Raw genomic sequence first — 12586 nt, 5'->3', positions numbered from 1 at the left:
GCCCCGCGCTACGGCCAGCGACGCGCCGAACTGGGTGGTGGCGGCCCACAGCGCCGCCCGCGCATCGGCATGGGCCGCGGGCGCGGGACCCTGCGCAGCCTCGTATTCACCCAGCATGGCCATCATGCGCATGAGGTGTGCGTCCAGGCCACCGAAGGCCTGGATGGCGGCCGAGCGCAATCGCACGATCCGGTTGTAGGCACCCACGGCCCAGAACAGCAGCAGGGCAAGAAAGATCCAGGAGGACAGCATTGCATCTGCCGAGCCCGCAGGGGTCCGCGGGCTCGGCGCAAAAAAAAGAGAAGACGGATAAGAAAACGCTCCCGGTCTGCCAAAGCGCAGAGCGGGAGCGTTTCAGGGAGCGTACCGTGGCTTATTGGGCCGTGGCATCGCCCAGGCTGGTGGTGCTTTCGACGTCGGACGAGTCTTCGGTCGTGGCAGCCATTTCAGCGGCTTCGGCATCGGCGATGGCGCGGCGCTCGGCGTCGTCCATGGCTTCCTTGGCCTTGCGCGCCTGGTGGTAGGCCAGGCCGGTACCGGCAGGGATCAGGCGACCCACGATGACGTTTTCCTTCAGGCCACGCAGCTCGTCGCGCTTGCCCATGATGGCAGCCTCGGTGAGCACGCGGGTCGTTTCCTGGAAGGAAGCGGCCGAGATGAAGGAATCGGTCGACAGCGAAGCCTTGGTGATCCCCAGCAGCACGTTGCTGTACGTCGAAGGGATCTTGCCTGCGGCCTGCAGCGCCTCGTTCGTGTTCAGGATCTCCGAACGCTCGACCTGCTCGCCGGCGATGTAGTTGGACTCGCCCGGGGCCTCGACCACGACGCGGCGCAGCATCTGGCGAACGATCACCTCGATGTGCTTGTCGTTGATCTTCACGCCCTGCAAGCGGTACACGTCCTGCACTTCATCGACGATGTAGCGCGACAGCTCTTCGATGCCCAGGAGGCGCAGGATGTCCTGCGGATCGGCCGGGCCGTCCACCACGGACTCGCCCTTGTTCACGACCTGGCCTTCGTGCACCAGGATGTTCTTTTCCTTGGGGATCAGTTCATCCCAGACCTTGCCGTCCGGATCGGTGATCTGCAGGCGCACCTTGCCCTTGGTTTCCTTGCCGAAGGACACCGTACCGGTGATCTCGGCCAGCATGCCCTTGTCCTTGGGCGAGCGCGCTTCGAACAGTTCGGCCACGCGGGGCAGACCGCCGGTGATGTCGCGGGTCTTCTGGCCTTCGACCGGAATCCGCGCCAGCACTTCGCCGGGGCCCACGTCCTGGCCATCGCGCACCTGGATCAGCGAGCCGATCTGGAAGCCGATGGTCACCGAGTGGTCGGTGCCGGGGATCTTCACTTCCTGGCCTTGCGCGTCGATCAGCTTGACCTGCGGGCGCACCACCTTGGCGGAGCCGCGGCGCTTCGGATCGATCACGACCAGCGTGGACAGACCCGTCACATCGTCCACCTGCTTGGCGACCGTGAGGCCTTCCTCGACGTTCTCGAACTTCACCTGGCCGGCGAACTCCGTGATGATCGGGCGGGTCAGCGGGTCCCAGTTGGCGAGGATGGTGCCGGCCTTGACCGTCTGGTCGGCCTTGACCGCCAGCGTCGCACCGTACGGCACCTTGTGGCGCTCGCGCTCGCGGCCGTGTTCGTCATGGATGACGATCTCGCCGGAACGGGCGATCACCACCAGCTCGCCCTTGGTGTTGCTCACGTAGCGCATCGTGGCGTTGAAGCCGATCACGCCATTGGACTTGGCCTCCACGCTCGATGCAATGGCAGCGCGCGAAGCGGCGCCGCCGATGTGGAACGTGCGCATGGTCAGCTGCGTGCCGGGTTCGCCGATGGACTGGGCAGCGATCACCCCCACGGCTTCGCCGAGGTTGATCAGGCCGCCGCGGCCCAGATCGCGTCCGTAGCACTTGGCGCACAGGCCATAGCGGGTTTCGCAGGTCAGCGCCGTGCGCACCTTCACCTCGTCCACGCCGGCGACTTCGAGTTCCTCGATGAGGTCTTCGTCGAGCATCTGGCCGGCAGGGGCCAGCACTGCGCGCGTTTCGGGGTGCAGCACTTCGTCGGCCGTGGTACGGCCCAGGATGCGGTCGCGCAGCGATTCGATGACTTCACCGCCCTCGACGATGGCGCGCATCAGCGAGCCATTGGAGGTGCCGCAGTCTTCTTCGGTCACCACGAGATCCTGCGTCACGTCCACCAGACGGCGGGTGAGGTAGCCCGAGTTGGCCGTCTTCAGCGCCGTATCCGCCAGGCCCTTACGGGCACCGTGGGTGGAGATGAAGTACTGCAACACGTTCAGGCCTTCACGGAAGTTGGCCGTGATGGGGGTCTCGATGATGGAGCCGTCCGGCTTGGCCATCAGGCCGCGCATGCCGGCCAGCTGGCGAATCTGCGCTGCGGAGCCGCGGGCGCCGGAGTCGGCCATCATGTAGATGGAGTTGAACGACTCCTGGTCCACCTCGTTGCCGTGGCGGTCGGTGGTCTTTTGCTTGGCCAGCTGCGCCATCATGACCTTCGACACTTCGTCGCCGGCCTTGCCCCAGATGTCCACCACCTTGTTGTAGCGTTCGCCAGCCGTCACCAGACCGGACACGTACTGCTGTTCGATCTCCTTCACTTCCTTCTCGGAACGCTCGATGATCCCGGCCTTTTGCGGCGGCACCAGCATGTCGTCCACGCAGATGGAAATACCGGCGCGCGTGGCGAGGCGGAAACCGTTCTGCAGCAGCTTGTCGGCGAAGACCACCGTCTCCTTCAGGCCGCACTTGCGGAAGCTCACGTTGATGAGCTTGGAGATTTCCTTCTTCTTCAGCGCCTTGTTGATGTTGCTGAAGGGCAGGCCCTTGGGCAGGATCTCGGACAGCAGCGCACGGCCGGCGGTCGTTTCCACCAGCGACGTGGAAGGCACGAATTCACGCGTTTCCTTGTCCTTGGTCCACTCGGTCAGACGCACCGTGATGCGCGCGGCCAGTTCGACCTCGTTGGCATCGAGAGCGCGCTGCACTTCGCCGGTGTCGGCGAACACCAGGCCTTCGCCCTTGCCGTTGATGCGATCGCGGGTGGCGTAGTACAGGCCCAGCACCACGTCTTGCGACGGGACGATGGAGGGCTCGCCAGAGGCCGGGAACAGCACGTTGTTGGAGGCCAGCATCAGCGTGCGGGCTTCCATCTGCGCTTCCACGGACAGCGGCACGTGAACGGCCATCTGGTCACCGTCGAAGTCGGCGTTGAAGGCCGCGCAGACGAGCGGGTGCAGCTGGATGGCCTTGCCTTCGATCAGGATGGGCTCGAACGCCTGGATGCCCAAACGGTGCAGCGTGGGCGCACGATTCAGCATGACCGGGTGTTCCTTGATGACCTCTTCCAGGATGTCCCACACCACCGGCGTGCCGGATTCGACTTCCTTCTTGGCGGCCTTGATCGTCGTCGCGATGCCCATGGCTTCCAGGCGCGAGAAGATGAAAGGCTTGAACAGCTCCAGCGCCATCAGCTTGGGCAGACCGCACTGGTGCAGCTTGAGCGTCGGACCCACGGTGATCACGGAACGACCGGAGTAGTCCACGCGCTTGCCCAGCAAGTTCTGGCGGAAGCGGCCGCTCTTGCCCTTGATCATGTCGGCCAGCGACTTGAGGGCGCGCTTGTTCGCGCCCGTCATGGCCTTGCCACGGCGGCCGTTGTCCAGCAGCGAATCGACGGCTTCCTGCAGCATGCGCTTTTCATTGCGCGCGATGATTTCCGGGGCCTTCAGCTCCAGCAGGCGGCGCAGGCGCGAGTTGCGGTTGATGACGCGGCGATACAGGTCGTTCAGGTCGGAGGTCGCGAAGCGGCCACCGTCCAGCGGCACCAGCGGACGCAGGTCCGGCGGCAGCACGGGCAGCACGTCCAGCACCATCCACTCGGGCTTGATGCCGGACTTCTTGAAGGCTTCCAGCACCTTCAGGCGCTTGGCGTTCTTCTTGACCTTGACTTCGGAGCCGGTCAGATCGCCGCGCAGCTTTTCGATTTCGAGGTCGATATCGATGGCTTCGAGCAGGTCCTTGATGCCTTCCGCGCCCATCTTGGCGATGAACTCGTCACCGTATTCCTTGCGCTTGGCGTCGTAGTCGTCCTCGGACATGATGCTGAACTTCTTCAGCGGGGTCATGCCGGGGTCGGTCACCACATACGCTTCGAAGTACAGCACGCGCTCGATGTCGCGCAGCGTCATGTCCAGCACCAAGCCCAGACGCGATGGCAGCGACTTCAGGAACCAGATGTGGGCGCAAGGCGCGGCCAGATCGATGTGGCCCATGCGCTCGCGGCGCACCTTGGTCTGCGTGACTTCAACGCCGCACTTCTCGCAGATCACACCGCGGTGCTTGAGGCGCTTGTACTTGCCGCACAGGCATTCGTAGTCCTTGATGGGACCAAAAATCTTGGCGCAGAACAGACCGTCGCGCTCGGGCTTGAACGTGCGGTAGTTGATGGTCTCGGGCTTCTTCACTTCGCCGAAAGACCACGAACGGATCTTTTCGGGCGACGCCATGCCGATGCGGATGGCATCGAAATGCTCGTCCGGGGTGAATTGCTTGAACAGGTCGAGTAGTGACTTCATAAACCTAGTCCCTTCGATTAAGAACGTTCGAGTTCGATGTCCAGGCCCAGGGAACGGATTTCCTTGACCAGCACATTGAACGATTCCGGCATGCCGGCCTCGATGGCGTGTTCGCCCTTGACGATGCTCTCGTACACCTTGGTACGGCCCTGCACGTCGTCGGACTTCACGGTCAGCATTTCCTGCAGCACGTAAGCGGCGCCATAGGCTTCCAGCGCCCACACTTCCATTTCCCCGAAGCGCTGGCCACCGAACTGGGCCTTGCCGCCCAGAGGCTGCTGCGTGACGAGCGAGTAAGGACCCGTGGAGCGGGCATGCATCTTGTCGTCCACCAAATGGTGCAGCTTCAGGTAATGCATGTAGCCGATGGTGGTCGGGCGCTCGAAGCGCTCGCCGGTGCGGCCGTCGAACAGGTAAGCCTGCGTGCGTGCGGAGGTCAGGCCCTTGCGCTCGGCGATGTCGTCCGGATAGGCGATCTTGAGCATGTCCTTGATCTCTTCTTCCGAAGCGCCGTCGAACACCGGGGTGGCATACGGCACGCCGTTGGTGAGGTGACCGGCCATGGCCATCAGTTCATCGTCGTTGAACTGCGACAGGTCTTCCTTGCGGCCGCGCGAGTTGTACACCTCTTCGAGGAACTTGCGCATGTCGGCCGCCTTGGCCTGCTCCTGCAGCATGTTGCCGATGCGCTGGCCGATGCCCTTGCCGGCCCAGCCCAAGTGCACTTCGAGCACCTGTCCGATGTTCATGCGCGATGGCACGCCCAGCGGGTTCAGCACGATGTCGGCAGGGGTGCCGTCGGCCATGTAGGGCATGTCTTCGACCGGGACGATCTTGGACACCACACCCTTGTTGCCGTGGCGGCCGGCCATCTTGTCGCCGGGCTGCAGGCGGCGCTTGACGGCCAGGTACACCTTGACCATCTTCAGCACGCCCGCAGGCAGCTCGTCGCCTTGCGTGAGCTTCTTGCGCTTTTCCTCGAAAGCCAGATCGAAGCTGTGGCGCGTCTGCTCCAGCGAGTTCTTGATCGATTCCAGCTGCGTGGCCACTTCGTCTTCCGCCGGGCGGATGTCGAACCAGTGGAACTTCTCGACGGAGGCCAGGTAGGCCTTGTCGATCTTCGTGCCCTTGGCCAGCTTTTGCGGGCCGCCGTTGGCCACGCGGCCGTTCAGCAGCTTTTCGATCCGGTCGAACGCGTCGGCTTCCACGATGCGCAGCTGGTCGTTCAGGTCCAGGCGGAAGCGCTTGAGTTCGTCGTCGATGATCTGCTGGGCGCGCTTGTCGCGCTGGATGCCTTCGCGGGTGAACACCTGCACGTCGATCACAGTGCCTTGCGAGCCCTGGTCCACGCGCAGCGAGGTGTCCTTCACGTCGGAGGCCTTCTCGCCGAAGATGGCGCGCAGCAGCTTCTCTTCGGGCGTCAGCGTGGTCTCGCCCTTCGGCGTGACCTTGCCCACCAGCGTATCGCCGGGCTGCACTTCGGCACCCACGTAGATGATGCCGGACTCGTCCAAGCGGTTCAGCTGCTGTTCCGACAGGTTCGGAATGTCGCGCGTGATTTCTTCGGCGCCCAGCTTCGTGTCGCGGGCCATGACCACCAGTTCCTCGATGTGGATCGAGGTGTAGCGATCTTCTGCCACGACGCGTTCGGAGATCAGGATCGAATCTTCGAAGTTGTAGCCGTTCCAGGGCATGAACGCGATCAGCATGTTCTGGCCGATGGCGATTTCGCCGAAGTCCGTCGATGCGCCGTCGGCGATCACATCCCCCTTGGCCAGCACATCGCCCTTCTGGACGATGGGGCGCTGGTGGATGTTGGTGTTCTGGTTGGAACGCTGGTACTTGATGAGGTTGTAGATGTCCACGCCCACTTCACCGGCCACCGCTTCCGCGTCGTTCACGCGGACCACGATGCGGGTCGCATCCACATAGTCCACCACGCCGCCGCGGTTGGCGGTCACCACGGTGCCCGAGTCCACGGCAGCCACGCGCTCGATGCCGGTGCCCACCATGGGCTTTTCCGGACGCAGCACGGGCACGGCCTGGCGGGACATGTTGGCGCCCATCAGTGCGCGGTTCGCATCGTCGTGCTCGAGGAACGGCACGAGCGAGGCGGCCACCGACACGATCTGTGCAGGCGACACGTCCATGTACTGCACACGCTCGGCGCTCAGCAAGGTCGACTCGCCCTTTTCACGTGCCGACACCAGGTCGCCCGTGAGGCGGCCTTCCTTGTCGAGCGTGGCATTCGCCTGGGCGATCACATACTTGCCTTCTTCGATGGCGGAGAGGTAATCGATCTGGTCGGTCACCTTGCCGTCCACCACACGGCGGTACGGGGTTTCGATGAAACCGTACTCGTTCAGGCGGGCGTACAGGGCCAGCGAGTTGATCAGCCCGATGTTCGGGCCTTCCGGCGTTTCGATCGGGCACACGCGGCCATAGTGGGTCACGTGCACGTCGCGCACTTCGAAACCGGCACGCTCGCGGGTCAGACCACCCGGGCCAAGGGCCGATACGCGGCGCTTGTGGGTGATTTCGGCCAGCGGGTTGGTCTGGTCCATGAACTGCGACAGCTGGGACGCACCGAAGAACTCCTTGAGCGCCGCAGAAATCGGCTTGGAGTTGATCAGGTCGTGCGGCATCAGCGGCTCTTGTTCGGCCTGGCCCAGACGCTCCTTCACGGCCTTCTCGATACGTGCCAGACCGGTGCGGTACTGGTTCTCGGCCAACTCACCCACGCAACGCACGCGGCGGTTGCCCAGGTGATCGATGTCATCGACTTCGCCGTTGCCGTTGCGCAAGTCCACGAGGATCTTGACCACGGCCAGGATGTCTTCGTTGGAGAGCACCATCGGGCCGGTGGATTCGTCGCGGCCGATCTTGGCGTTGAACTTCATGCGCCCCACGCGCGACAGGTCGTACGTGTCGGGGTTGTAGAAGAGGCGCTGGAACAAGGCCTGCACCGCGTCTTCCGTCGGCGGCTCGCCGGGGCGCATCATGCGGTAGATCGCCACGCGCGCAGCGAATTCGTCCACCGTTTCGTCGATGCGCAGCGTCTGCGAGATGTAGGCGCCCTGGTCGAGTTCGTTCGTGTAGATGACTTGCAGGTCCTGCACGCCGGCGGAGCGCAGCTTCTTGAGCAGCGCTTCGGTCAGCTCTTCGTTGGCCTTGGCAATGATTTCGCCGGTGTCGCCGTCGACGATGTTGCGCGCCACCACGCGGCCGATCAGGAAGTCTTCGGGCACGCTGATGTGCGTGGTGCCGGACTGCTCCAGTTCGCGGGTGTGGCGGGCCGTGACGCGCTTGTCCTTGGCCACGACCACCTTGCCCGACTTGTCGGTGATGTCGAAACGTGCCACTTCGCCACGCAGGCGGTCGGAGACGAACTCCATCTGCGCGCCGCTGTCCATCAGGCGGAAGTTGTCGTTGACGAAGAAGTTCGCCAGGATCGATTCGGGGTTCAGGCCGATGGCCTTCAGCAGGATCGTGACCGGCATCTTGCGGCGGCGGTCCACACGGAAATACAGGATGTCCTTCGGATCGAACTCGAAGTCCAGCCACGAACCGCGGTAGGGAATGATGCGCGCCGAGAACAGCAGCTTGCCCGAGCTGTGGGTCTTGCCCTTGTCGTGCTCGAAGAACACGCCGGGCGAGCGGTGCAGCTGCGAAACGATCACACGTTCCGTGCCGTTGATGATGAACGAGCCCTTGTCGGTCATCAAAGGCACCTCGCCCATGTAGACCTCTTGCTCCTTCACTTCCTTGACGACCTTGGACTGCGACGTGGAGGACTCGCGGTCATAGATGATCAACTGCACCTTGGCCCGCACGGCCGAGGCAAAAGTCAAACCACGGGTCTGGCATTCACGCACATCGAATGCCGGCTTGGCGAGGTTGTACTCGATGAACTTCATCTCGACAAACCCATTGTGCGAGACGATCGGGAAAGCAGCGTCGAACGCGGCCTGCAAGCCTTCTACGGTTCTTTTCTGGGGGGCTTTGTCAGCTTGCAGGAACGCGGTGTATGCGTCCTTCTGCATCTGCAGCAGGTAAGGGACTTCCAGCACGCTGTCGCGGCTGCCGAAACTTTTGCGAATCCGCTTGCGTTCGGTATAGGAATAGGCCATGAGATCTCCGGGCAAAGACATGAGTCCTGGGTCTTCGACGACTGACCTGCAAGGGCGCTTCCTTGCAGGCTTGGCGGTTGGCCACTACCAACCATGGCGGACGGCGATGCGTTGCACATCACCCGAACCAAGGTATCTTCTGCTGTCGGGATGGTCAGAAGACACTAGAAAGCAGTGGCGTGGGCACTGCTTTCTGGTGCGCTCTGGGCGTGAACCCCATAAGCACCAAAGGCTGGGAGCCCTTGCGGAGCCCCCAGCCCTGGAATCCAGGCGAATTACTTGAGTTCAGCCTTGGCGCCAGCTTCCACCAGCTTCTTGACGGCAGCTTCGGCGTCGGCCTTGGCAATGCCTTCCTTGACGTTCTTCGGAGCGCCGTCCACCAGATCCTTGGCTTCCTTGAGACCCAGGCCGGTGATTTCGCGCACGGCCTTGATCACGGACACCTTGTTGGCGCCGGCTTCGGTCAGCACCACGTTGAATTCCGTTTGCTCTTCTGCAGCTGCAGCAGCACCGCCGCCGCCGCCAGCAGCAGGAGCGGCCATAGCGGCTGCGCTCACGCCAAACTTTTCTTCAATGGCCTTCACCAGCTCATTGAGTTCCAGAACCGTCATGCTGTCCAGCGCGGTCAAAAAATGCGTCTTTATCGAATGCCATTTTTATTTCCTAACAATTGGTTGGTTGTCTGCCGGGCAATCAAGCCGCGACAGGTTCGGCGGCCGTTTCGGCAGCGCCTTCGCCTTTTTTTGGCCGCCAACGCGCCCAGCACAACGGCCGTACGCGAAATGGGGGACATAAGCAAGCCGCAAATCTGAGCCAACAGAACTTCCTTGGGAGGAATGTTAGCCAGTTGCTTAACGCCGTTGATATCCAGGGCTTTGCCACCGAAAGCGCCACCGCGAATCACCAACTTGTCGTTGGTCTTCGCGAAATCGGCCACCACCTTAGCGGCGGCCACAGCGTCTTCGGAGAAGCCATAGATCAGCGGACCGGTCATCTGGTCTGCCACCACGTCAAACGCGCTGCCAGCCACAGCACGGCGAGCCAGGGTGTTCTTCAGAACACTCAGGGTCACGCCCTTGCTGCGAGCATCAACACGCAGTTTGGTCATGTCGGCGACCGTGATGCCACGGTACTCCGCGATCACAAGCGTTTGAGCTTTAGCGGCGAGGCTGGTCACTTCACTGATGACCGCTTCTTTCTCACTGCGATTAAGACTCAAGGTCTACTCCTTAAAATGCGCACTCGGCACAGGCCTCATACACGCTCTTGTTGCAGCGACCAACTGTTCAGGAAAATTTTCCATCTGCAGCGGGATCGCCATCTGCGTTGGCATCACTATGGATTTAAGCGCGACCGGTTCGCGCACCAACGGTCTTGGATGGCCTGCGGCGACCGAAGCAGCCGCAGCCCACCACATCAAACCCATCCGGGGATGGATTCGAAGATTTCTTGCAATTACGCTGCGATGGATTGCGTATCCACGCGGACACCCAGGCCCATCGTGGAAGACACAGCCACCTTGCGCAGGTACACGCCCTTGCTGGTTGCAGGCTTGGCCTTGGTCAGCGCTTCGATCAACGCAGCCAAGTTGCCTTGAAGCTTGTCGTTGTCGAACGAGCGGCGGCCGATCGTGCTGTGCACGATACCGGCCTTGTCGACGCGGAATTGCACTTGACCTGCCTTGGCGTTCTTCACGGCCGTAGCGACGTCAGGCGTCACAGTGCCCACCTTGGGGTTTGGCATCAGACCGCGTGGGCCGAGGATTTGACCCAGCGTACCCACAACGCGCATGGCGTCGGGGGCGGCGATCACCACGTCGAAAGGCATGTCACCGGCCTTGACCATCGCGGCCAGGTCGTCCATGCCAACGATGTCAGCGCCAGCAGCCTTGGCTTCTTCAGCCTTGGCGCCTTGGGCAAACACCGCCACACGGGTCGTCTTGCCAGTGCCGTTCGGCAGCACCACGGCGCCGCGAACCACTTGGTCAGACTTCTTGGCATCAATGCCAAGCTGAACGGCCACATCGATGGATTCGTCGAACTTGGCCGTAGCGGCTTCCTTCACGATCACGACGGCGTCAGCGAACGCGTACAGCTTGTTGCTGTCGACTTTGCCTTGCAGGGCTTTTTGTTTCTTGGTCAGCTTGGCCATTTTATAAGCCCTCCACCGTCACGCCCATCGAGCGAGCGGAACCGGCCAGCGTGCGCACAGCGGCGTCGACATTGGCAGCGTTCATGTCCTTCATCTTGGTCTTGGCGATCTCTTCGAGCTGCGCACGAGTGATCTTGCCGACCTTGGTGCTCAATGCGTTGGCAGAGCCCTTTTCAAGCTTGATGGCCTTCTTGATCAAGGTCGTCGCAGGCGGCGTCTTGATGATGAAGGTGAAGCTCTTGTCGGCAAATGCCGTGATGACCACGGGCAGTGGCAGACCTGGTTCCACACCTTGGGTCTGCGCGTTGAACGCCTTGCAGAACTCCATGATGTTGAGACCACGCTGACCCAGTGCAGGGCCAATTGGTGGGGATGGATTGGCCTTACCAGCTGGAACTTGCAGCTTGATAAAACCGACGATTTTTTTTCGCCATGGTTTACTCCTTGCGGGTATTAGCGCCTAGGCCAGTGGCCTCAGCTCCCCGGGGTTTACGACTCATCAAACAATTCGCACCGAGTCGAAAAATGCGAATCCAAACAATCAGGTTTTTTCGACCTGACCAAATTCCAACTCTACGGGGGTAGAACGGCCGAAGATCATCACGGAAACGCGTACCCGGCTTTTTTCGTAATTGACTTCTTCGACAGAGCCATTGAAATCAGTGAACGGACCTTCTTTAACCCGAACCAGTTCACCCACCATGAATTCAATCTTGTGCCGAGGCTTGTCCGTGCCTTCCTGCATTTGGCTGACGATCTTCTGAACTTCTTCTTCAGAAATAGGAGCCGGGCGATTCTTGGCACCACCAACAAAACCCGTCACCTTGTTCGTGTGCTTGACCAAGTGCCAGGTGTCATCGTCCATGACCATTTCCACGAACACATAGCCGGGAAAGAGTCGACGTTCAGTGGTCTTGCGCTGACCATTCTTCATTTCAACGACCTCTTCGGTCGGAACGAGAATGCGGCCGAATTTCTGCTGCATGCCAGCGCGACCGATGCGCTCCACGATGTTGCGCTCAACCGCCTTTTCCATGCCGGAATAAGCGTGAACGATGTACCACCGCAAATCAGGATTCACAGGAGTGGCCGGGCTGGCAGCGTCAGTGCCGCTGACTTCGATAGCGTCCGTCATTACTTTCTCCACCCCAGAATCAAATCGTACAAAACCCATTCCAAGGTCTTGTCGGTGAACCAGAGAAAAAGCGCCATGATGACAACAAACGCAAAAACGTATGCCGTCATTTGAAGCGTCTCTTTCCGCGTGGGCCAGACAACCTTCTTGACTTCACGCCAGGCATCCTGCGCGAAACCCACGAACTGACGGCCAGGCTCGGACACCAAAAACACAGCTACTGCAATTGCAAGCCCGACAAGCAACGCAGCCCACTGGACAATCGGCCCTTGCTTTCCAAGCAAATAGAATCCGGCAATCGCTGCAAGAACAATTGCCACCACCGCAGCAAGCTTGGCTTTATCAGCGCCCGTACTAACAGTTTCAACTTGAGACGTGGCCATACTTAACTGGTTTCTTACTTTAAGTTTCGGCATCCACAAGACACCGAAGCCCGCCAGGGCCTGGCGGGCTTGTGATTGCCACGATCAAGTGGCAGGGGCAGTAGGAATCGAACCTACAACCTTCGGTTTTGGAGACCGACGCTCTGCCAATTGAGCTATACCCCTACATTCACGCTTT

General features: G+C 61.3%; 6 protein-coding genes, 1 tRNA gene and 3 pseudogenes. All 10 read right to left on the bottom strand.

Going from position 1 to position 12586, the window contains the following annotated elements; all coding sequences use genetic code 11:
• Positions 1-252: pseudogene (locus AC27KI_RS12615) on the bottom strand (LemA family protein); the annotation flags it as partial.
• A gap of 121 nt (positions 253-373) precedes the next feature.
• A complete protein-coding gene (rpoC, locus tag AC27KI_RS12610; RefSeq protein WP_272566789.1) occupies positions 374-4609 on the bottom strand; it encodes a DNA-directed RNA polymerase subunit beta' in 4236 nt (1411 codons plus the stop codon).
• A gap of 17 nt (positions 4610-4626) precedes the next feature.
• Positions 4627-8739, bottom strand: coding sequence for a DNA-directed RNA polymerase subunit beta (gene rpoB / locus AC27KI_RS12605; RefSeq protein ID WP_284414555.1), 4113 nt, complete (start codon positions 8737-8739; stop codon positions 4627-4629).
• A gap of 275 nt (positions 8740-9014) precedes the next feature.
• Positions 9015-9393, bottom strand: a pseudogene (rplL, locus tag AC27KI_RS12600) (50S ribosomal protein L7/L12).
• A gap of 39 nt (positions 9394-9432) precedes the next feature.
• A pseudogene (rplJ, locus tag AC27KI_RS12595) lies at positions 9433-9958 on the bottom strand (50S ribosomal protein L10).
• A gap of 236 nt (positions 9959-10194) precedes the next feature.
• Complete coding sequence (gene rplA, locus AC27KI_RS12590) at positions 10195-10890, bottom strand: 50S ribosomal protein L1 (protein WP_272566783.1); 696 nt, start codon at positions 10888-10890, stop codon at positions 10195-10197.
• Position 10891: 1 nt separating this feature from the next.
• Positions 10892-11344, bottom strand: a complete 453-nt coding sequence (gene rplK, locus AC27KI_RS12585) for a 50S ribosomal protein L11 (protein ID WP_487089644.1) — start codon at positions 11342-11344, stop codon at positions 10892-10894.
• A gap of 87 nt (positions 11345-11431) precedes the next feature.
• Positions 11432-12025 carry a transcription termination/antitermination protein NusG gene (nusG, locus tag AC27KI_RS12580; RefSeq protein WP_272566782.1) on the bottom strand — a complete coding sequence of 198 codons (594 nt, stop codon included), beginning with the start codon at positions 12023-12025 and terminating at the stop codon, positions 11432-11434.
• The gene (gene secE / locus AC27KI_RS12575) at positions 12025-12408 is read right to left on the bottom strand and encodes a preprotein translocase subunit SecE (RefSeq protein WP_272550594.1); all 384 of its coding nucleotides are present in this window, start codon (positions 12406-12408) and stop codon (positions 12025-12027) included. The genes nusG and secE overlap by 1 nt, the downstream gene beginning before the upstream one ends.
• An 89-nt stretch (positions 12409-12497) precedes the next feature.
• A tRNA-Trp gene (locus AC27KI_RS12570) sits at positions 12498-12573 on the bottom strand.
• Positions 12574-12586 lie beyond the last annotated feature (13 nt).

It is taken from the genome of Acidovorax sp. KPB24-03, from assembly GCF_057546605.1.
Note: the sequence above shows the minus strand (reverse complement) of the source record. Positions and strands in the feature narration are given on the sequence as shown.

What these genes read in the sequence shown, in the direction of transcription:
- rpoC (WP_272566789.1), bottom strand. Translation starts at nt 4,609, where the DNA reads ATGAAGTCACTACTCGACCTGTTCAAGCAATTCACCCCGGACGAGCAT.
- rpoB (WP_284414555.1), bottom strand. Translation starts at nt 8,739, where the DNA reads ATGGCCTATTCCTATACCGAACGCAAGCGGATTCGCAAAAGTTTCGGC.
- rplA (WP_272566783.1), bottom strand. Translation starts at nt 10,890, where the DNA reads ATGGCCAAGCTGACCAAGAAACAAAAAGCCCTGCAAGGCAAAGTCGAC.
- nusG (WP_272566782.1), bottom strand. Translation starts at nt 12,025, where the DNA reads ATGACGGACGCTATCGAAGTCAGCGGCACTGACGCTGCCAGCCCGGCC.
- secE (WP_272550594.1), bottom strand. Translation starts at nt 12,408, where the DNA reads ATGGCCACGTCTCAAGTTGAAACTGTTAGTACGGGCGCTGATAAAGCC.